The organism is Ruegeria sp. SATB045 (assembly GCF_059613525.1).
This window is the reverse complement of the sequence record NZ_JBXWSR010000027.1, coordinates 82,865-104,383: the sequence shown is the minus strand read 5'-3', so window position 1 is coordinate 104,383 and position 21,519 is coordinate 82,865. Positions and strand designations below refer to the sequence as shown.

The following is a 21,519-nucleotide window of genomic DNA, read 5'->3' as shown; positions in this document are numbered from 1 at the left end:
ATGCGGACCATCATGAAAGTTCGTCCTAGTCTAGTTTGCGGGCAAAGTGGACATCATACAATACAGACCGATGGCGAATAATGCCGGCCGCTCTTCGTTTTAGCTCCTCACGTGGAACGACTTGCCTGTGACAATCCACTCGTTGTCTTTTTCAACTAGCAAGAGGTGGTCCACAATCCAAAGGCCAGCATATCTTCCGGATAAGCAGACTGAGGCAATGTCGCCGTGGAGCTTCAGGCTTTCCAAGCGAGCTTCAAGCTTACCATGCTGTCCAACTAGGGTCTTGGTTTCATCTATAAACTCATCAAGTGCTAGCCATTGAAACTCTCCTTCAAAGTAGCCGGCGATGTTTGCGCGTGGCTCAAAGAGCTGGCGAAGCTCGCCTTCTTCGGCATGTACCATCGCATGGTAGTAACGATCAGCTACCTGCAAAACGGACGCAGTACGGTCGGGTTCAGGTTTCACCATCTTCAGTTTCCTCAGATGCATCTGTGAATTAATACTGTCACGCTTTAATGCTAGTGCGGCACCCGCAAGCTTAGTTGTGGTGCTAATGAATGTCCTCTACAGGCTCGAAGCGGCCATTCAACGGGCGCGCTGTGAGCGAGTTCTCTGCGGACGAAGCTGTTATTTGCTGTTTTGCAGCAGTCAGCTTCTGAACAAAATCCTGATAAAGCGGTTACATTCAGAGTTTCAGTTTCTGTGACCGCCTTTGCCGCCGCCACTGTTCCCGCCCTTGCCGCTTTTGCCGCCACCCTTATTTCCGGCCTTTCCACCTCCACGGTTTCCGCCTTTACCGGGCTTGCTACCTTCTTTGTCTGCGCCTTTGCTGCCGCCACCGTTTCCGCCTGTGCTGCTTTTGCTGCCACCACTACTGGGATTGTTTCCGCCGCCGCCAGCGATTGTCGAATTGCTTGCAACTTCAGTAGTGACGTCGCTGCCCACATTGTTTCTGTCAGAGCTGGCTTTGATACTCTCACCACGTTCTATTTCCGTTTTTAAGATACCCGACAACTTGCCGAACAGATTGCTGCGTTGCGTGGGAGGCTTTGCCAATACAGCTCGCGCAACAACCTGGGGCGTTGCCACTGTTGGCGGCTTCTGAAAAGAGGGCGCCGTTTTAGTTCCTTCTCCGGACACCCAGAGCTCTAAAAGCCCCCGTTTTGGTGACGGTACGAAACTGGTAAAATCTCGCGCGACGCCGTCGAAAAAGTTCGCCAAGTCCTCCCCCAAACGCTGATCTTCTAGATGGTAGAAGCGTACTTGCGTATTTTTTATTGTGAAGGGTGACGAAGCAACGGATTCTACCGAAATTCCCTCTGCCTCGAATCTTGCTAGGACACGTCGGCGACGCTCCTGCGGAAGGTTCTTCGGGAAATGCACGACAATGAAAGTTTCGCTTTTCAAAGAAAGTGGTGAGGTCCAAACATCTGATAAGGAAACGGATGCCGGGTCCACCTCGTTGGGAAGTGACGCTGACTTAATTGAGATTGGCGCCGGAGGGCTGAGCCAGTTTTCAGTATTGGACTCTGTTATGTAGTCGGGAAGTTCCAAGACTGGGCCATATTGTGCAATTTCGGGTCGTTTTCCTGCATGGCCTGTCTGGATAATTTGTATGGTTTCTTCACCCGACACCATTTCAGTTAGTTTTGAGACTTTAGAGAAGACTTCCGGCCGCTCTTCGATGTGCGGCAAAGTCGCGCCTCTCAGCGTGGTATTCGTCATTTTGGGAACGGACAACTTTGGTTGTGAAGGAGCAGGTGAGATACGGATGTTGTATCCGTTGCTTTGGAATGAAGACCGATAGTTTGAAATGTGTTTGCTAAAACTTACAAATTGCGCTTGGAAATGGCTGGAGTTCGCGTACAGCAATCCAACGGGGGCAATGATAAAGGCCAAAAGAACTCCAAGTTGTGGGTTCATCCACGTTCGCGATTTCCTGGAAAAGCTAGTAGTTTCGGTGGGCGTTTTAACGGGATCAACTGTTGCTTCGCTTGACCTGGGAGATTTCGCTTTACCTGATTGTTCGGCTTGTAGTTTTTTCTTGGAAGTAGGACGAGAAGAGGCGTGTTTCCTTGGTTTTTCGGTATTGGCCAGCGTAAATTGGGTCAACTCTTCGGCAGGTGGTTCTTGGATAGGCTTTTTGACCTCGACTTCATCAACATCCGAAGCCCAGGGCATGACATTCAGCTTTGTTCGACCGTCCGAGCCAACCAGCTTTGTTCGACCGTCCGTACCAACAACAAGCTTGGCTTCATTATACGTCGTATCAAGCTTTTTCCGGACGCCCAGAACTTTTAGAGTTTCGGCGCACTTTTGGCTACTTGGAACTTTGTGCTTGGTAATATTTTGCAGTACTTCTTCGCGCTTTGCGCGGGCAATCGCCATTCGCGTGAGCATATTGTTCTGGCGATTTTTTTTGTCGGAAACGCCCTTTTTCTGATTATCGTGAGGAGACCGGTTCAGAAGTACTTTTTCTCGCTGCTTTCGCGCTTCGGCTAATCGTTTTGTCCATTCTTCAGGGTCATAGGGAAGATTACCATGCTCAGCCTGGTGTTGTTCCGCGATGTTTTCACGTTCAGTCACAACTCAGCTCACTAACTTTTGGGCCAAGCAGCTAAATTGTGTCCTAGAGGAGCAGAGCATTAACCGAATTTGGCGCATCGTCTGTTTGCTAGAAGGGGCGCAATGGGCTCAAGAAAAGCAATTTGTCGTTTTTTTGTCAACAATTATAGAGTTTTTGAGCCAGATTTTGCCCTAGTATTCGCACTAAATGGGTGGCCGCTTTGGGCTCCGAGCGGTCATGCGACGAGTTCAGTTGAACAGCCGCTTTGCGGACAAAGCCACCATTTGGTCAATGACCGCTTTCCAGAAGTGGGCTTCGTTCGCGGGGTAAGCGTATTTGTTGGATCGTTTGAAAGCTGCGGGGGCCTTATCAGCCCATATCCGAAACGCCCGTGAGAAGCCTGTTGAGTCGGTATGGCCTAGTCTTTACGCTTTTCGCGGCGTTGAAGTCCCACGGAAAAACGCCGGATATCCGAAGCGAGCCAACGCCTGCAGTAAGTTGGGACTTGCGTCGTCGCTTCTGAATCTTGGAGCGGTAATCTTTAGCTTAACGATCAGTCGGAGTTGCATATCTGATTGCGTTTTTTGAATTCATTCGGAGTCATCCCGGTCCATCGCTTGAAACTCCTGTGAAAACTGGGTTGGTCCAGAAGCCCAACACTTTCACCAATTTCTTTTATCGAAAGTTGGCTGTTTACAAGCAAAGTCTTCGCTCGCTTCGCCCGACATTTTTCCAGTTCTGCTTTGAAGCTTGTACCATTGGCTCGGAAGGTGCGTTTCAAACGGTCGGGGCTTTGCGAATACAACTCTGCAAACCAGTTCAGGGTGGCAGGTTGCTTGTCGAGATGCAGTTCAAGCAAATCGCGGGTTTGCTGAAGAAAGTCGTCGGCGCCTGTGAAGTTCTCCGGGAGATTCTGGCTTTGCCCACCTCCGGACCGAAGCAACAACCAGTTTGCTGGAAACTCGATGTGCGCCCCCATGCGGTTGGTCCTGCGTACCGAAATTTCCTTTTTCTGCCAATCAGGGATACAATCAGGTTTGCAAACCCAGAATTGTAGTTTCTTGGAGTCCCAGTCGGGATCGCAGACGGATCGAACTAGTCGAACCATAAATCCCAGATAATAGCCGTCGACTTGGCCAGGTGGAGAAGATGGCTTGAATGTGCGTTTTGCAACCAACCTAGCGACATGACCGTTGGTCTCGAGATTGTAGTTCGCCATGGACGAAATCCTGCCGACGTCCACAACAAGCGATATTAAAAGATCACCGAGCGTCGCGCTTTGAGTTTCAAGGATCGACAGGTTGGGCAATGTATTGAGAGCCGCATTAGCACCGACGTCAAACCCTAAATGCGGGTTACTCAATGCCTTCGCGAGATTGTCGATCAGATCGTACCAATGCTGCCCTGCCATGAACGCTTCGCCGCGCTGCACGTCCTTCAGACAGAGGCCGGATGGCTCAAGAAATTTTTCAACTTCAAGGCCATGGCTGAGGGCAAGGGACACAAAAGGTTGCGCCATCGAGCATTCAACAGTTGGGAGTTTCATTTGCCGACCTGAACTATCGCGATCTAATTTTTTATTCGCATTTTCGAGCATTTTTTTGGACAATTCAACCATATTGCTAATGACAGTCTGAGCGCCACACGCAAAGATACAATCGTGCAGAGCAGTGCATTGCCAAGAAGGAAACTCCAAAATGTTCAAAAGATTTATAGTCGCCACTGTTCTTTCAGCGGTCGCAACATATTCATTTGCTCAAGAGGAGAGCTTTCCGATCCTCTTCACCAATGTGCATGTCTTTGACGGGGTGAACGAAGAGCGGATCGAGAATGCCAATGTGCTGGTGGTCGACAACTTGATCGCCGATGTCTCGACCGAACCTCTGGCCGTCGCCAACGCCCAGATCATCGACGGCGGCGGGCGCACGCTGATGCCGGGGATGCATGACCAGCACGTGCATCTTACGGTATTCAATCCGCTCAGCGACGGGTTACGCCAGAACATCACTCCCTTTCACCTTGGCGGCGTCGCCACGATCCGGTCCGAACGCATCCTGATGAACGGATTCACAACCGTGCGCGACCTTGGTGGTCCGGCCAAATCCATCGCCCGCATCATTGACACCGGAATGTTTCCCGGCCCGCGTATCTATTCCTCGGAAGCGTTTATCACTCAGACATCCGGTCATGCCGATTTCCGCAAACTGAACGACCGGCATCCGACACTCTCCGGACAGGGTCCTTCGCATTGGGTCGAGACGGACATGAGCTTTATCGCCGACGGACCTGAGCAAATCCGAATGGCGGTGCGTGAAAACCTGCGTCGCGGGGCAACCCAGATCAAGATCATGGTCAGCGGCGGGGTTACGTCAGAGTTCGATCCGCTGCACTCACTTCAGTATCAGGCTGACGAGATCCAGATGGCGGTCAAGACGGCCGCGCAATGGGTCACCTATGTCACCTGCCATGTGTTCACCGAAGAGGCGATCCGCAACTGCATCGACAATGGCGCCAAGACGATTGAACACATCCCGTTCCTGACCAAGGAGGCTGCCGAGATTATGGTCGAAAAGCAGATCATGTTCGCGACGGCGGTGGCCCCGGTCTACTCGGTGACCACCGAACAAGCGGAAGCCTTTTACACGCCAGCGTCCTTTGTAAAATGGAAAAGCGTGCGCGATGCTGCAGCCAATATGATCGAAGTAATCCAGACGACGCCGGGCATGATCGATCTCTACACACTGGGCACAGACCTTGTGAACAACTGGGATCAGACGCTTGAGCAAGACAAGAAGATGAACGACGAAATCGGGTATCTGCACGAAGCGGGATTCAGCGCATATGACATTCTGCGCATCGCTACGTCGAACGGCGCCCGCATGAACCAACTGACCGGCTTGAACAACCCGTATCAAGACGGCCCCCTCGGCGTGGTCGAGGAAGGTGCCTATGCAGATCTTCTACTCGTCGATGGCAACCCGCTGGAGGACATCCTTCTGTTGGCCGAGCCGGACGCCAATCTGAAAATCATCATGAAAGACGGCGTGATCTACAAGAATACACTCGATTGAGTGTCGCGCGGGGTGAATTCACCTCGGCACCCCGCGCACCCCGATAGCGGAAGGGAAAGGAAGCCCATGAAATACCTCGGCAAATCTACAATGATGGCGAGCGCAGTCGCTCTCACAACAAGCGCGGCTTTTGCACAGGAGGCCGCAGGTGACATCCCCCCTGTTACACTCTTTAAGAATGTGATGGTTTTTGATGGAGTGAGTGACGGGCTCAAGGACGTCGACGTTCTCGTCGTAGGCAACAAGATTCACAAGATTGACGCTGACATTCCTGAGGGCGGGAAGTGGGAAGTCGATGTGCGCACCGGGGGATCCAAGCGGTTGCCTGATCCAGTCGGCGGCATCGACGGCTACTCCTTCACCGTTCAAACGGAACGCGGCATCGAGACCAAAGAAGTGGATGTGACCGTCATTGACGGAGACGGTCGTACGCTCATGCCCGGGCTTATCGACAGCCATGTGCATGTGAACATGTACAAGAACGGGACTATCCCGGGGCTTCAGGACACCACATGGGAAGAGATTGGCGCACGTGCTGCCGCATTCGCGCAGGAAATGTTGGCGATGGGCTTTACAACGGTTCGCGATATGTGCGGCGCTCATGGTGGGCTTAGAGCGGTTATTGATGAAGGATCACTTCCCGGCCCAAGAATTTATTCCTCCGGCGCATGCCTTAGCCAAACGGGCGGACACGGCGACTGGGGTATCGCTGGTCAGCGCAAGAACGAGAGCAATCTTGAGCGACTGGAGATAACCAGATTGGTGGACGGGCCCGCCGAGGTGCTTCAGGGTGCGAGGAGGAATTTTGCTTTAGGGGCAAACTATCTAAAGATCATGGTCAGCGGTGGCGTGACATCGATCAAGGACCCGATCTATCAGTCTGCTTTCACAAACGAAGAGATTTCTGCTGCAGTAGAGGTTGCAGGCGATATGGACTCATACGTCGCTATGCACGTATTTATGGACAGCGACCTGTCCCGTGCTCTCGATCTTGGTGTCAAAGTGGTAGACCACGGCCTGACTATTACCGAACCGACGATGCAGAAGCTGGTCGAAAAAGAGGCGTTCTTTTCGCCCAACCTGACTGCGCTTGCGCCCGAAGCTCTGGAACACCCGATGCATCAGGACCCGACTTTCCCGCCGACGGCGAAGTTTCTGTGGTTGCGGGAAAACAGCAAGCAGCTCATGGATCTTGTGAAAAAATACAAGCCGAAGATGGTGTTCGATTCCGATTACGTGCTTCTCACGGGTGTCCCTTATCGCCAGTCAATGGATTTTACGAAGGCGTTTGTCGCGCGTGAGTTTGGCAACCTCTGGGCATTGCAGATGATGACCTCGAATGGTGGCGAATTGGCGGCTCTGACCGGACGAGGAAACCCTTACCCTGAAGGCAAGCTTGGTGTGATCGAAGAAGGCGCCTACGCCGACATTCTGATCGTAGACGGGAACCCACTTGAAGACATCTCGGCCATCGGCGCGGTGGATACATGGTTTGATGCGCCGCCGCGCGGACAGGATGTCCCAAGCATTCGAATGATCATGAAGGACGGCGTGATCTACAAGAACACGCTGAACTGACCTCTCCATTACGGCGGGGTCATCGGTCTCTGTCCGCCAACAACTTTTGGAGTCTTAGAAATGAAAACATCCGCGATAGCCATTCTGGTCGCACTCTCAGGTTTCGCAACCCCGGCGTTTGCCGCAGATTGCGATGTTGCACTGCTCAACGGGCGGGTCATGGACCCGGAAAACAATTTCGACGCCGTTCGTAACGTCTGCATCAAGGGCGATAGGATCACGTCGATTACCGAAGATGCAATTTCGGGTGAACGCGAGATCGACGTTGCAGGCCACGTGGTCGCGCCCGGCTTCATCAATACCCACTCGCACTCCTTCGGGGGGTTTGATTAGAAGATGATGGCCCACGACGGGACCACCACGATCCTGGACACGGAAAGCGGTGTGGCCGATGCCGACCTGTTCTATGACAAGTATGAGGGCAACTCCTTTCTCAATTACGGCACCGGGATGGGACATGAAGAGATCCGTCGTGTGGTTATGGACGGCGTACCGGTCGAACTGGCATCCGATCCGACATACATCCTCAAATCGCGCGGGGCGGCCGAGGAAGAAGACGGCCATGCCAGTTGGGCCCTCGATGTCCCATCCAAGGAACAACTCGAAGAAGTCATGACCATGTACGTCAAGGGTCTGCGCGCCGGCGCGATCACCGTTAATACGACGGTCGGCTACATGGGGTACAACACCTTCCCGAAAGAGATCTTCGCACTCCAGAAGCTTGCCAAGGAATATGACCGGTACTTTGGCGCACATACACGGTTCGGGCCGACCGAGAGCCTGCCGCTCTACTACTCGCTGGGTGCAAACGAGGTGATCGCAAATGCCGTGGCCCTGGATGGCGCGCTGATCCTGTCGCACATTCAGAATCAGGGCTGGGAAGAGATTTACGAACTCGCCCGCCGCCTGCAGCAGCGCGACATGGACATCTTCGCCGAGTACTATCCGGCGATCACCGGAAATCCCAACATCGCAACCCCACAACTGCTGCCCGACAAGATCGAGTCGAACAATATCGTTCCGACGCGGGATATCTTCGATACCTCCACCGGGGAGCTCTATGAAACGGACGAAGAATTCTTCCGTCAACAGGCAGAGGACCCGTCCAAGCCAATCTTCATCACTGTGCGCCCGGAAGCCGATCTGAAGCGCTGGATCCACATGAAGGACATTGCGATCGCCAATGATATCGTCGGCTATCTCGTCGATGGCGAACCGCTGCCAGTTGAGGCCGATTTCAGAGAGTACGGCGGCCACCCGCGCAATGCCGGCACTTATGGCATCGTGTTCCGCGAAGCCCGCGAGCAGGGTATCCCGCTCATGGAGATCGTCAACAACGCCTCTTACATCCCCGCCAAGTACTTCTCCCGCGTCGGTCTTCAGGCGATGCAAGAGCGCGGCCGGATGCAGGAAGGCATGATCGCAGATATCACAATTTTCAACCCCGAGACGATCACTGAGACATCATCGATGAAAAAGGGCATGAACGGATCATTCACCAAGGGGATTCCCTACGTTCTGGTGAGCGGTCAGATCATCATCGACGGCGGCGTTGCAAACACCGATCTGCGGCCCGGAAAGCCGATCCGGTACGCGCGCATCACAGACGGTGAAATCGAGCTCGATCTGGGCGACAAGGCATTCTCGTGGCATGCGGATATCGAAACGCCAGAGGATGAACACTCGGAGTTCCCTGATCGGCCGGCAGCGCTCGAAACCACGATACCCGGGAGCCCGGAGCAATGAGGGCTTTCCGGTCGGTCCTCGCCTCCTTTGTCTTCTCAGCCTGTTGGCAGGCCGCAGTTGCCGAACCTTTGGTAACTGACTGGCCCGATCTCGTTGATGAGGCGGCTCAGAACTTCGAGGATCCCTTCCGTGATCTGACCTTCGATCAGCTTGTCGCACTGCGCACCTTTGTGAATGCTCAGGAGAGCCTGACATCCGGAGACACTGCGGAAGATGACCGATCGCAACTGGAAGCTCAGCTCGCCGACGTCGAGGCGGAGCTGAAAGCCGAGGGGATTGATGCCAATTGGCTTATTTCGCAAAGGTGGGTTGTTGCGGATCGGAGAAAGCTGGCAGGAGAAGCCGGAAATCCGGCGAAAGACGGGGAAATCATCAAGCTGGGTGGATTTGTCATTCCGGCACCCGCCGCCGAGGACGGCACGCCTGTGGGCTATCTGGTTCCAGAGCGGGGAATGTGCAGCCACGTACCACCACCACCGCCAAACCAGATGGTTCGCTTGCGTCTGACCAATGGCTGGAAGTCGACCGAGATGTATGAACCAATTGTTGTGACGGGACAGTTGCAAATCCAGCCGTCGGATGAGCGGATGTTGGTAGTCGACGGTTTCGTTTCAATGCGTGCCACCTTCGAAATGGATGTTACTGACGTTCAAACGTTCAGTAAAAATGACGTCCGCCAGTCAGTGGGCACTACCGATCCATCAGCCGCCACCAAGGCTTGGGCGGAAGGTCTCGCCGAAAAGCTCAAGCAAAACCGTCAATCTCAAACAGAGAACCAATAACCTCGTCAGGCTCTTCATCGAAAGGACGTACGATGAAACATCTTATCCTAGGGGCTCTTATGGCGGGATACGCCACATTGGCAACTGCAGAAGATACCCAAAACATGCGCACGTTTTTGTTCATTGGCACGTCCAACAGTGCCGCGTGGGAAATGCAGATTGCAAATCCAGGCGATCGTGCAGCTAGCGTCAAAGGTGGAATTGAGGCGCTTGGCGGGGAGCTTCTCAGTTACTATTGGGGGCTCGGAAACGGGAAAAACTATATCACTGTTTTGCTACCTGACGATCCCACCTTCATTCAGGCGTTTTACGTCAGCCGTCTTGGGGATGGACTGCTGGACGACTACCAGATGATCGAATTGATGAGCAGCGCGGACATGGCCGAAGCGTTGTCCCGCGTGCCCGAGATCAAGGCGCAGGATGATTTGAAGTAGTGTCAGTCGTATCAGGAACAAAACCATGCGCTCAAACCTCAATGTAACAGTTGCAATGGCGCGGTTGAAACAGACCATGAGCGTTTGCGCAGGAGTGGCGGCCATCGCATCCGGGGCGGCAGCCCAAGAGAACAGCACGGTACGGCAACTGGAGGCGGCAGCCACCGCATCGCTCGGGGGGCCAGCGTCGGCTCAGGCGCAATTGGAGCAGGACAGGCTCCGGCGTCTCGAGAATTCCAGATTGCCGGGGCTGGATCGGTTTTTCGATCCCTTCGAACAGTCGCGCGAGGCTTTTGCCAAACGCACTGGGTTGAATTTGTCCTTCGACTACCAAGCGCTGTACCAGAAGTCTTCAGACAGCCTGAGTGGCACCGACGAGGCGGCATCCGGGCAGGCGCGGATCATTGGCAACTGGGCACTCTTTAATCGTGGCAGTGAAAATGCGGGTAGCTTTGTCTTCATCCTCGAAAACCGTCATCGGCTAGGAACGGATATCGCGCCGGGCGGTCTCGCGGGCGAAATCGGATATCTCGGTGTCACGGCAACGACCTTCAGCGACACAGATTCAACGCTGTCGGTTGCTTATTGGTCGCAGGCGCTGTCCGGCATCGACGGAGGCTTCGTTGCAGGTCGCATCGACCCCGGCGACTATTCCGATATCCTTGGCTATGTGAATCCCCGCACGACCTTTTCGAATTTTTCAATTCTGTTCAGTCCAGTCCTTCCCATTCCCGATCCCGGCTTTGGCATTGCTGGCGGTGGTTACTTTACAGATCAGATCTACGCACTTGGCGTGGTCAGCGATGCCAATGGATCATTGACGGATATAGACTGGTTTCCCGGCGGTTCGGAGTTCTTCACCTACGGAGAGATCGGCTGGACGCCTGCAAGAGACCAACGATACCTCACCAATGTTCACCTCGGTGTATTCCATGTGGATGACAGAGAAGACGCCGGCGTGCCCAGCAGTCACGGAGCGATGCTGTCGGGCAATGTGACCCTTGACGAAAGCGTTATGCTGTTCGGCCGCCTTGGCTGGTCCGACGGCGAGGCCCCGATTGCCAGACGTGCGGTCAACGCCGGGGTCATGTGGCGCCCCGGGTTCTATGACGACTTGTTCGGGTTTGGCGTGACGGTCGCCGACCCAACCGATCAAAGCCTTGACACGCAAACCACCGTCGAAGCGTTTTACCGGCTGGATATCTCCGACAACCTCGCGCTCACGGCAGATGTCCAATATTTGAACAATCCCGGCTTCTCCGATGATGATCCTCTGGTGTTCGGGCTGAGGTTGAGATTCAACTTATGAGACAGAAAAAAACCGAAACTTCTGTCTAGCACTTAGTATTCTGAGAGCCGGCCTCCGCTGATTAACCGGCCCGTCAATTCGATGTAGAATTACAGGCTAATGATGATTGGATGGCTTCTCTGGCAAAGTTGAAAACTTCGTTTTCGAGAAGCTTGTCACAGTTTTAGCCAGACAGGTTCGCGTTGAAAGCCGGATGTAGCGTAGCTTCCTTTCGAAACCCGGCGCTTAAAACCACAATCGTAGCTCGAGCTCAGTGAAAGAGAGGATAAAGCAGACGTTCGCAACCTATCCTCCAACGGCAAGTTTGGGCTCGGCTCCGTCATTCGACAAGTTCAGGTGAACAGTCGCTAAGCGGACAAAGCCGCCCAATGCCAACTCAAATTTATCGTCCGCCTTTCGGGGTTATCGGCCTCCTCTCAAATCGGCCTGCGCATCGCGGATGATCGACCAAGACGAATGCATGAATAGTCCGGCAATCCCAAAGGCAACGATCAGATCGGGCCACGCGCTCCCGAGCCAAGCAACAAGCCCAGCCGCCACAACGACGGCAGCGTTGCCAATAGCGTCATTGCGTGAAAACAGCCAAACGGCACGCATATTTGCATCTCCTTTGCGGAACCGCATCAGTGGCAGTACGGCGAGCACGTTTACCGCGAGAGCAACGATCCCAAATACGCCCATAAGCGTCGCGTCGGGCATGGTCTGGGTGAATATCCTCCATAGCGTTGTCGCCAGCACAATTAGGCTGAGGATACCAAGGAATATGCCTTGGATCAGAGCAGATCGCGCCCGCCATGCAACGGTCCAACCGATGGCTAGAAGACCTAGAAGCGTAATGAGGCCGTCGCCGATAAAGTCGAGCGCGTCCGCCTTGACGGCCTGTGACCCAGCCAGAAATCCGCCAACCATCTCTATCACGCCGTAGCCGACATTCAGAAGGACGACGGTCCAAAGAGCACGACGATAGGACGGATCTTGATGCGCCGCGCCGGCCTGAGCATCACCGTCGCCCTCAATGCGGTCAAATTCGTAACCTGTCGTCGCAACTGCTTTCTCGATCTCCGGCAGCCGCACCTCAGGTATATTGAGGGTCATGATGTGAGTGGCTGCCGATACCTTCACCGCGTTTGGCGCAATTCCGGCGGCCTGTGCCGCGCGTTCTATCTGCGCCGCATCCTTTGCGCAGTCCATACCTGAGACACGGTAGCGAAACGTTAGAGCGTCAGAGGGTTGAGTGTCGGTCATGGTGGCACAGTAGACCCGGTTTAGTTGGCAACCAACCAGCTAGATGCTTTCGGTCAGATGTCAGCCGGGCCACGGTTATCAGTCACTCGTGACCACATGCGATGATCAATGGTTGCGTTCTACCAAGCAGCACGCAAACCAAAGTAAAACCTCTCGTTCTTTGAAAACATAATCAAAACATGATCGCTAATTTGCCAAAATGAAATGAAGAGGCGATCATCAATTGCCTAAGCGGCAAGGATCAAAGTAGGTGCCTGAGAGATTTTTATCTGCAAAATTGTGTGGGTCTCCCTCCTTCGAACGGATGGATGGCACAGCGGTGCACTTTCCGACAAAGCGCGGATTAGCGCTTTTTACATATCTTGTAGTCAGGCCCGGAGAACGTATTCCCCGCGACGCACTGGCAGACTTGTTATGGGGAGACCGCGGCCCGAGCTCTGCCAAAACAGCGCTAAGGGGCACCATCTACGAGGTCAAGAAGGCGCTCGAAACAAATGCGAGCACGGTACTGGAGGTCCATCGCAATCATCTGTGCGTCGATCCTGATACCGTCGAGTCCGACATAGTGAGCGATTTGACTCCCGCTCAGGCGGCGGCGTTTCTCTCTGGCTTCGAAATCGGATCGATCGCTTTTGACGATTGGATTTCTGAGACGCGAGTGCGACTGACCAAGGCTGCATCGGTCAAAGCAATGGATGCCGCTGAAACCGCTCTGGCCGAAGGAAACGGCGAGCGCGCACTCGAAATCGTGACAGAACTTATCGCGATAGACCCGCTCGACGAACCGGCGAACCGCTTGTCTATGAGAGCGAAAGTGGCGCTTGGTCGACGTTCCGATGCGCTTAAGGACTTTGATGACCTACAAAACCTTCTGCTCCAAGAGCTAGACGCGCAGCCTGACGATCTGACCTTGGAGCTGAATGAACATATCCGACGAGGCGAAAGGCTACTGCCGCGAGAGAAATTGGAGCGGCCTTCAGTGCCTTCGATTGCAGTCATGCCGTTCGTTGATAGAACCAGCGAGGCGCGACACAGCCACATTGTCGAGGGATTGTTTGAGACGATTGCAAGCGGCCTATCGCGCGACCGATCACTCTTTGTGATCTCGACAGGATCAACATCTCAGTATCGCTCTCTTCCAGTCAAGCCGGCGGAAGTCGCCAACGAACTTGGCGTTCGGTATCCGGTTGAGGGACGAGTGCGCATGGATCCCGCACGAATGCGCCTTGATGTCCAATTAGTCGATGGCGTCCGTGGCGCCCTTGTATGGAGTGAGACCTACGATTGCGAACGACCCGAGATGCTGGAGATACAAGATGAGATCGTCGCTCGCATTGTTGCAACGCTACGTGGCTACAAAGGCGTCATACAGCGAACTGAATTGCGAAGGGCTCGGTCGAAGTCCGAAGTTGATCTGACGGCCTACGACCTATTGATGCAAGGTATGGCCCTAAAAGAACACTTTTTTAAAGATGACATGCGTACCGCTCGTTCGTTATTTGAACGCGCGATATCGATCAGCCCGACGATGGCGGCGGCATATGGCTGGCTGGCATGGACGTGGTTTTTCGAGGTTTACATGGGTTGGACGGATGAGATCGAGGCCGCTTTGGATGAGACTTTCCGAGCCGCCCAGAAAGCCGTCGAGCTTGACCCTGACTTGGACTTCGCCCACTGGGCATTAGGTGCGGCCAACTTAGCCGCCGGTGACAATGAACAGGCATTGTCTGGCTTCCAGCGTGCTTTGGACCTGAATCCAAATAATTCCGATGCGATGGCGAACATGGCCTGGCCCCTCGTCTTTACTGGGCGGACGACCGAAGCTCTCGATCAGCTTCGTCAAGCAACGCGTCTCAATCCGTTTTATCCCGATTGGTACACTTGGGGCACTGGTATGGCCCTTTATGCACAGGGCGATTGTGGCGAAGCTGCGAACGAACTCGCGCAAATGACACAACCCAACGACCAGAGCCTTGCCTTCATGGCTGCTGCATTAGCTGAGGACGGTCAGGCTAAGAAAGCTGCAGATGCCCGGATCAAACTACTGGCTCTCGCCCCACATTTCGAGGTTAGTCGCTGTCTTGATGCGCTTTCTTTTTGCGACGCTTCAATCACCAACCGTCTTAGAGCATCCTTGGTTGGCCTTGGGTTACCCGATTGAGGAGCTAGCGGCTCCGACGGCGTTCCGACGATTTTCCGACGTTCGATTCTCAACATGGTGCTCATGGTCGACATGAGGAGTAAACAACCGTGCTACAGAACGACAAAGATGCCATCCGCGGAGCAATTGGCCGCTATTTTGAAGGTTTGAAAACCGCCGATGTTGCTCTGCTTAAGAGTGCTTTCCACGAACACGCTAACTTCTTCGGTGACTTTGGACCCGACCTTTGTGAAGCACCGATCCAAGGCCTGTTCGATTGGGCTTCATCTGAACTACAGCCCGGTCAAACAGGGCCCGACCACCGTTTGGAGATTGATGACATTCGCGTGTTCGGCAGTGTTGCTGTCGCGCAGTGCCGTGAACTTGGATTTATGGGGGGCGACTGCGACGAGGTCTTCATGCTGGTGAAGTCTGCTGGCGGCTGGTTGATCACTAACAAATCCTGGGCAGATATTTAGACGCAATTTATGCCTCTGCCGCAAGTATGGAACAAACCGGGCTCGCACACGCTGTGGCCCGGTTTGGCATCGAAAGATAAAACTTCTTTGCTCAATCATACAGGTCCGCTTCGGGCTCAGAGCAGCCGTTCGCTGCGTTCAGTCTTAGTGACCGCTCTGCGGACAAACCGGACTTGTGCGATTGCGGCAATTGCTGACGCAGCATTGATTTGCTGTCGCAGCGCATTCATCGCTGCGTTGCAGCTGTTGTCGCCAGACCGGTCATTCAAAGCTATGATGATGCGATACTATCAAACTCTAGTTTTGCGGCACATAGGATCAGCAACTTAGACACCGAACAAAGCCAACGTTTGCGTTGTCGCAGGCAGTGCAGCAGGACAGGCCATGCGGGCCTTCAGCCAGTAAGCAAATTCTCGTTGTGGCTCACGCAGGTGGCGGGGAAGAGGGAGTAAGTCGCGGTCGTGGAATTTTTCATTAAGTCGAGATATTGCAGAGATTGGAACTTTGGTTCCTGCTTCGTGTTTGAATTGATCAGGAACGAGGCACCAATAGTGCTCCTATTTGTTGTTATGCTTTTTTGACGAGCGTAATCTTGTTTTTCTGACAGGAAATTAACGTTACTGCCGAACGCGATAGCCGGAAGCAATGATCTTGTTTATCAGAACAGCGGCGGCCTGGTGCATGTCCTTTTCATCGTTATTGCCGACCGCTGCTTCGTGGGCAGCGGCTGCGTCACGCAAAACTCCCACTATCTCATGTTCGGGCAGGAGCTCACGATCTTTTATTGCAAGCAAAAGTGCTTCGCAGATTGAGAGTGCGGCCATTCCTGAGTGGTCTTGCCGGTCGGCCATGGTAGACGTCCTTTTGTAACAGGCGTCCAAGCAAGGAAGCGCCACGATGAATTGCATCATACTGGCATAGATTGCTGTATACTTAACTGATCGAAAGCAGTCTTGGCGTCGGATAGTTTCGCGGGCTGCTCATCGATGAAGGAAGAACACTTGCGCGCTATCAAAAACAGTCCACTCACCCGAAAGCTCTTAAACTTCGTCGCTCTGACTGAGGTTGAACTTGCGGTATTAGCACGCCTGCACAAACGCCGCAGAACCTTTGAAGCGGGACGTGATCTTGTGCATCAAGGGCAATCAGAGCAGGCTGCCTACATTCTGGCCTCGGGCTGGGTTTGTTCCTACAAAACCCAGACAGACGGGTCGCGTCAGATCGTCGATTTCCAAATACCGGGTGACTTTCTGGGCTTGCGGAGCGTTCTGCTGCACACCTCGGATCACAGCATAGAACCAATTATGGAAATCCAAGCCATTGAGGTAGTAGTGGATGATCTCCTGGAAGCATTTGCGCAAACGCCCCGGCTGGCGACAGCAATTCTTTGGGCGGTCTCCCGAGATGAAGCGATGGTGGTTGAGCACCTGGTCAACATAGGACGGCGCGATGCGGGTGAGCGCATGGCGCATTTTCTTTTAGAACTTGGTGTGAGGCTGACTCAGGTCGGGATGGCAACCAAGACGGGATTCACTTGCCCCCTGACACAATACCATCTTGCCGATGCGCTGGGACTGAGTGCTGTACATGTTAATCGTGTCCTAAGGCAACTGCGGGAGAAGGGGCTGGTTACTTTTCAATCCGGGCAAGTGGCATTTGATGATTATGACGGACTGGTGACGCTGGCAGGTTTTGACCCCGCTTATCTGGATCAGGCCGGGCCACTGTTGAAGCAATAGGTTCACCCCTCGGGCGATGCCGGGATTTTGATGATAGTTGCCTGGTTAGAGACGCCATTCGCTTCGGCAGATTTGGGATTTCACTGAAAAAGAAGCGCAAGATAAATACAGTCCGATTGCGGTACTGGATTTCCTGCGCTTCTCAAATACTCGTTAAGAACACGCCAGCAAATATCCCGCCAACACACATCAGGTTGCCGGAATCCAAACATCGTTGCACTGACGCAGGTTAGTCAATTTTTGGCAGTACCTGATCCTCGGGCACCAATTGCATTTGAGATTCCAACAAAATCTCAGGTCTTTGGTCGCAGACTAACATCGATCAGCGCGCGTCTGCCATTTGCACATTATTCTAAATTACAACGCCAGTACTACCGCGGCGCTTACGAGCGTGTACCGCGGCAGACTGCGCGGGGAAGATCCAACAACTATATGGAGGACCAAGGTGAGCACGAGATCGTCCAGTTCTTTGGTGACGTTTTCAAATCCGTTCTCTTTGTCCGGCTACCCGGATGAACTTCCTGCAGGCGAGTATGAAGTAATTGTTGAAGAAGAACTATTACAGAGCCTGAGTTTCGAAGCATATCGAAGAACCGGAACCTACCTGACGGTTCAGAGCAAAGGCAGCAAGCCAGGCCGCACAGAAATGCGCCCCATCGACCCAAAAGATCTCGAACTGGCACTTAAGCACGACCAGACGTTGGCCACATCTGACAATGACAGCAATGCGGCACTTTCCCCGCAGGAGGAATAGATTATGAACACGCCCGAATGGCTTAAACCCGGAATCTACGGTGCCCTGATCGGAGGGATATTCGTCGGCGTCGTTGGATTTTCTTGGGGTGGATGGATGACCGGAAGTAACGCGGACAAGATGGGCAACGCCATGTCCCGCGACAATGTAATCGCTGCGTTGGTTCCGATCTGCGTCGACATGGCTAGAACTGACGCCCAACGCGCCGAGAAAATAACGACGATCAAAGAAGCTTCGTCTTTCAAGCGGAAGGATGCCGTTATGGCAGCCGGCTGGGCAACGGTACCGGGATCTCCAGCTCCTAATAAAGATCTGGCACAGGCCTGTATCGAGGGGCTGAACCTGGATGGATCGTAATTCAACAACTCAACTTTCGGACGACGCCGTTTGCACCAGGACAGATCGAAAAAATCAGTACTGGTTTTACTCTCACTTCATGACGGCGCTGTTTGTTGGCGTTTTCAGCTGCTTGACGGGCTCCTTTATCTCATCAAGTCCCGCATCGGCCGAAACAAATTCGATCCCGGATAACGCGCATCCCAAAAAGTACGGCGACGGTTGGGAATGCGATTTGTCCTATCGGTTGGAAGGCGAAGAATGCGTGGCCATTGCCGTCCCAGAAAATGCCTACCCGACAAACAGAACCTATGGTTCGGGCTGGGCATGTACACATGGCTTTGTTGAAGTTGGTGGCACCTCATGCATTGAAGTAATTGTGCCTGAGGGCGGATACCTCGATCCTTCAGGTGAGAGGTGGCGATGCCTGCGGGGGTACATAAGAGTAGACGATAGCTGCCAGAAAATCGTGGTGCCGGACAACGCCCACCTAACGAACAGCACTTATGGATCCGTATGGATTTGCAATCGTGGCTACGAGATAGACGGAGAAGCGTGCGTTGCAGTAGCAGTGCCGGAAAACGCTTTTCTGAACGCATCAACCAGCGGGCGCCCCTGGACCTGCGAGCGTGGATATTTTGAGCGAGACGGAAGGTGCGATGCCGTCATCGTGCCTGAAAATGCTTTCTACGATGACGCGATCCATGGAGTTGGATGGAAATGCGAACGTGGCTACAAGGCGTCCGGTGATCGCTGCAACGCAATCGAGCTACCGGCAAATGCCCATCTCGACCGATCCGGCAATGGGTGGCAATGCCACAGAAATTATCATCGGTCAGAAGGGCTGTGTGTTCTGAACAAGTGAGGTTTCAGGCAGAGAGCCCACTTTTCCAAACTTCACAATTTGCGCCCGTTCTTACAAAGGACGGCGCGTTTCACACTCCAAAAAGGAACAGATATGAAACCCGTACCTATTGCGTCGGATGCCAAGCGGTTCAGTGCCAGCGATGCGCAAAAGCTACCACCTGCACAAGCAGTTATTCCAGAGCTTCACCGCAAGACACTTGTGACAGGTACACCGACTGCAATTGTGTATTGCGAAGGAAACTTCGCAAAGATCGACGGCAAGACGGCTAATGGTCTCGTTCGACATTCACAGTCTTATCGCGTTCTTTCGGTGATCGACAGCACGTATGGCGGTTGTGACAGTGGAACAGTACTTGATAATGTCGCCAATCAGGTTCCCATCTTCGATGATCTTGATGCCGCCGTCGCTAATGAAGCTACGATCCCCGACACGTTTATTTACGGAATGGCGCCGGCCAGCGGCAGAATGTCCCTTGAGGATCGCGAAGTTGTTGTGGATGCGATAACGCTCGGAATGAACATCGTCAGTGGGCTGCATGAATTTCTTAGCGATGACAAAGAGCTCGTCGGATTTGCCAAAATTCACGATGTCACGATCCGCGACATTCGCAAGCCGCGGCCCAATCCCGACCTGCGCCTGTTAGATGGCAGTATTGGAGACGTCCAGGCGATCCGCATCGCGGTGTTCGGCACCGATTGTGCAATTGGAAAGCGTACAACCGCGACAATCCTGACAAGCGCACTTAACGCGCATGGGATCAAAACAGTTTTAGTCGGTACCGGCCAGACAGGATTGATGCAGGGCGCCAAGTATGGCGTCGCGATGGATTCGGTGCCGCCGCAGTTTTGTTGTGGCGAGCTTGAGCGCGCTGTTGTTGCAGCGTCTGAAGATGAGCACCCGGATGTCATAGTGATCGAGGGCCAGGGCGCGCTAAGCCATCCGGCCTTTTGCACATCAGCCTTCATTCTGCGAGGCAGTCAACCACATGCGGTTATTCTTCAACACGCACCTAAACGAAAACGTCGATGCGACTTCCCCAACATGGCCATGCCCGACCCTTGCGATGAAATCACCCTGATCGAGGCTTTTGCGAACACAGAGGTAATTGGCATGACGATCAACCATGAAGGAATGAATGATGTTGAGATTTCAAAGGCCATCACAGACTACAACTGCAAATTGTATCTCCCGGTCACTGACGCATTGAACCGTCCTCCAAAAAACTTGGTGAATATGGTTCTATCTGCCTTTCCGCGCTTGCAACCCGTACGTGCTACGACGATTGAATGAGCAAGTTGCGTATCGACGTTGATTTGGACAAAATTCGGTACAACACACGGTTCCTAGTCGACCACCTTAGACCCCGCGAAATCACGGTGACAGGTGTGACAAAAGCCGTTTGCGGTCATCCTGAAATTGCGAATGCTATGCTTGAAGGTGGCGCGACAGGGCTGGCGGACGCGCGGGTCAGCAATATCAGGCGTATGCGCGATGCTGGAATCTCGTGCTCCATATCCTTGATCCGAACGCCCATGCTGAGCCAGGTCGCGCAAGTCGTTGATAACTGCGATGTCAGCTACAACACAGAGATGGACATTATCGCCAGCCTGGCCATCGAGGCGCTGGGAAAGAACATTACTCACAGTATTATCCTGATGGTGGAAATGGGGGATATGCGGGAAGGCATCTTGCCTGAACACCTTGAGGGCACTGTGTCTCAAATTCTTAGAATGGAAGGGATTTCTCTGAAGGGGATTGGCGCAAATTTTGCCTGTCTTGGTCATGTGGCACCCTCTGCAGAAGCAATGGCATTGCTTTCATCGCTTGCCATCGACACCGAGCGCGCGTTTGCACTCGCTCTTGAAACAGTGTCAGGCGGCGGCTCTGCCAGTTTGCCATGGGCGTTTGGCAAGGGTGCGACCGGAAAGATCAACAACCTGCGTCTGGGTGAGGCTATCCTGTTGGGTACCGATCCTGTATCCGGGCACGCGATCGGCGGGCTTAATACAGATGCTTTCACTCTTTGGGCGGAAGTGATCGAAACGAAAGCCAAATCAAACCCAAATCCCGTGCGAATGAATTACCCTATACCTTCAATGCAGTGTGTGACTTTAGACGGTCCTTCGAATACTCGGTCGATCCTTGGCATTGGACTCCAGGACACCGATGCAGCGGGTCTTGCATTCCCTGCTGGCGTCACGTTCGTCGGAGCCACCAGTGATCATATCGTTGTTGAAAACACCAATTGTCTGCTTCGCCCTGGTGGCGAGGTAAAGCTGAAATTGAACTATAGCGCGCTCTCGCGCGGCATGGCTGCACCTGATGTAGCAAAAGTCTTCCATGGTGATGGTGCATTGGTTGACTGCACCGCAGCGAACACTGATCGCCCATATTCGAAGCGAAAGTAGCGCGCCAGGGTTGCCGCCGCCTCGGTTCTGCTTCAGCCACCCGTCTTATTCTACGGCTTTACGT

20 protein-coding genes are annotated in these 21,519 nt (G+C 53.5%); 15 read left to right on the top strand and 5 right to left on the bottom strand.

What is annotated here, in order from left to right; genetic code table 11:
* Window positions 1-99: 99 nt before the first annotated feature.
* The 3 genes from AC2FNR_RS15045 to AC2FNR_RS15035 all read right to left on the bottom strand — a co-directional run bounded on the left by AC2FNR_RS15045 (window position 100) and on the right by AC2FNR_RS15035 (window position 4,184).
* Window positions 100-468, bottom strand: a complete 369-nt coding sequence (locus tag AC2FNR_RS15045; RefSeq protein ID WP_496849791.1) for a nuclear transport factor 2 family protein — start codon at window positions 466-468, stop codon at window positions 100-102.
* A 225-nt stretch (window positions 469-693) separates the two neighbouring features.
* A complete protein-coding gene (locus AC2FNR_RS15040; RefSeq protein WP_496849789.1) occupies window positions 694-2,586 on the bottom strand; it encodes a hypothetical protein in 1,893 nt (630 codons plus the stop codon).
* A gap of 533 nt (window positions 2,587-3,119) precedes the next feature.
* Window positions 3,120-4,184 carry an AraC family transcriptional regulator gene (locus tag AC2FNR_RS15035; protein WP_171722458.1) on the bottom strand — a complete coding sequence of 355 codons (1,065 nt, stop codon included), beginning with the start codon at window positions 4,182-4,184 and terminating at the stop codon, window positions 3,120-3,122.
* A gap of 79 nt (window positions 4,185-4,263) precedes the next feature.
* Here AC2FNR_RS15035 and AC2FNR_RS15030 point away from each other — a divergent pair, with 79 nt between their 5' ends.
* The 7 genes from AC2FNR_RS15030 (at window position 4,264) to AC2FNR_RS15000 (ending at window position 11,486) form a co-directional block, all read left to right on the top strand.
* Window positions 4,264-5,637, top strand: a complete 1,374-nt coding sequence (locus AC2FNR_RS15030; RefSeq protein WP_496849787.1) for a metal-dependent hydrolase family protein — start codon at window positions 4,264-4,266, stop codon at window positions 5,635-5,637.
* Between the two features lie 66 nt (window positions 5,638-5,703).
* Window positions 5,704-7,215 carry a metal-dependent hydrolase family protein gene (locus AC2FNR_RS15025; RefSeq protein WP_170542485.1) on the top strand — a complete coding sequence of 504 codons (1,512 nt, stop codon included), beginning with the start codon at window positions 5,704-5,706 and terminating at the stop codon, window positions 7,213-7,215.
* A gap of 60 nt (window positions 7,216-7,275) precedes the next feature.
* Window positions 7,276-7,548: a hypothetical protein gene (locus tag AC2FNR_RS15020; protein ID WP_496849785.1), complete on the top strand. Its 273-nt coding sequence runs from the start codon at window positions 7,276-7,278 to the stop codon at window positions 7,546-7,548.
* 3 nt (window positions 7,549-7,551) lie between these two features.
* Window positions 7,552-8,961, top strand: coding sequence for an amidohydrolase family protein (locus AC2FNR_RS15015; RefSeq protein WP_496849783.1), 1,410 nt, complete (start codon window positions 7,552-7,554; stop codon window positions 8,959-8,961).
* Window positions 8,958-9,743 carry a DUF3299 domain-containing protein gene (locus tag AC2FNR_RS15010; protein WP_170482507.1) on the top strand — a complete coding sequence of 262 codons (786 nt, stop codon included), beginning with the start codon at window positions 8,958-8,960 and terminating at the stop codon, window positions 9,741-9,743. Before AC2FNR_RS15015 ends, AC2FNR_RS15010 begins: the two co-directional genes overlap by 4 nt.
* 32 nt (window positions 9,744-9,775) lie before the next feature.
* Window positions 9,776-10,177, top strand: a complete 402-nt coding sequence (locus AC2FNR_RS15005; protein ID WP_170482510.1) for a hypothetical protein — start codon at window positions 9,776-9,778, stop codon at window positions 10,175-10,177.
* Window positions 10,178-10,202: 25 nt separating this feature from the next.
* Entirely contained in the window at window positions 10,203-11,486 is a 1,284-nt protein-coding gene (locus AC2FNR_RS15000) for a carbohydrate porin (RefSeq protein WP_171728259.1), read from the top strand.
* Window positions 11,487-11,888: 402 nt separating this feature from the next.
* Here the strand turns inward: AC2FNR_RS15000 and AC2FNR_RS14995 are convergent, their stop codons facing one another.
* Complete coding sequence (locus AC2FNR_RS14995; protein ID WP_171619935.1) at window positions 11,889-12,731, bottom strand: cation efflux transmembrane domain-containing protein; 843 nt, start codon at window positions 12,729-12,731, stop codon at window positions 11,889-11,891.
* 250 nt (window positions 12,732-12,981) lie between these two features.
* Here AC2FNR_RS14995 and AC2FNR_RS14990 point away from each other — a divergent pair, with 250 nt between their 5' ends.
* A complete protein-coding gene (locus tag AC2FNR_RS14990) occupies window positions 12,982-14,892 on the top strand; it encodes a BTAD domain-containing putative transcriptional regulator (RefSeq protein ID WP_496849781.1) in 1,911 nt (636 codons plus the stop codon).
* Between the two features lie 89 nt (window positions 14,893-14,981).
* Entirely contained in the window at window positions 14,982-15,350 is a 369-nt protein-coding gene (locus AC2FNR_RS14985; RefSeq protein ID WP_171619931.1) for a nuclear transport factor 2 family protein, read from the top strand.
* 617 nt (window positions 15,351-15,967) lie between these two features.
* Here the strand turns inward: AC2FNR_RS14985 and AC2FNR_RS14980 are convergent.
* Window positions 15,968-16,201, bottom strand: coding sequence for a hypothetical protein (locus tag AC2FNR_RS14980; RefSeq protein ID WP_480649454.1), 234 nt, complete (start codon window positions 16,199-16,201; stop codon window positions 15,968-15,970).
* 135 nt (window positions 16,202-16,336) lie between these two features.
* Between AC2FNR_RS14980 and AC2FNR_RS14975 the strand changes: the two genes are divergently transcribed.
* The 6 genes from AC2FNR_RS14975 to AC2FNR_RS14950 all read left to right on the top strand — a co-directional run bounded on the left by AC2FNR_RS14975 (window position 16,337) and on the right by AC2FNR_RS14950 (window position 21,455).
* The gene (locus AC2FNR_RS14975) at window positions 16,337-17,089 is read left to right on the top strand and encodes a Crp/Fnr family transcriptional regulator (protein ID WP_421597688.1); all 753 of its coding nucleotides are present in this window, start codon (window positions 16,337-16,339) and stop codon (window positions 17,087-17,089) included.
* Between the two features lie 445 nt (window positions 17,090-17,534).
* Window positions 17,535-17,843 carry a hypothetical protein gene (locus AC2FNR_RS14970; RefSeq protein WP_496849778.1) on the top strand — a complete coding sequence of 103 codons (309 nt, stop codon included), beginning with the start codon at window positions 17,535-17,537 and terminating at the stop codon, window positions 17,841-17,843.
* 3 nt (window positions 17,844-17,846) lie between these two features.
* Complete coding sequence (locus tag AC2FNR_RS14965) at window positions 17,847-18,200, top strand: hypothetical protein (RefSeq protein ID WP_496849776.1); 354 nt, start codon at window positions 17,847-17,849, stop codon at window positions 18,198-18,200.
* Window positions 18,190-19,044, top strand: a complete 855-nt coding sequence (locus AC2FNR_RS14960; RefSeq protein WP_496849775.1) for a hypothetical protein — start codon at window positions 18,190-18,192, stop codon at window positions 19,042-19,044. The genes AC2FNR_RS14965 and AC2FNR_RS14960 overlap by 11 nt, the downstream gene beginning before the upstream one ends.
* 93 nt (window positions 19,045-19,137) lie before the next feature.
* The gene (locus AC2FNR_RS14955; RefSeq protein WP_496849773.1) at window positions 19,138-20,337 is read left to right on the top strand and encodes an N-acetyltransferase DgcN family protein; all 1,200 of its coding nucleotides are present in this window, start codon (window positions 19,138-19,140) and stop codon (window positions 20,335-20,337) included.
* Complete coding sequence (locus tag AC2FNR_RS14950; RefSeq protein ID WP_496849772.1) at window positions 20,334-21,455, top strand: alanine/ornithine racemase family PLP-dependent enzyme; 1,122 nt, start codon at window positions 20,334-20,336, stop codon at window positions 21,453-21,455. The genes AC2FNR_RS14955 and AC2FNR_RS14950 overlap by 4 nt, the downstream gene beginning before the upstream one ends.
* Window positions 21,456-21,519 lie beyond the last annotated feature (64 nt).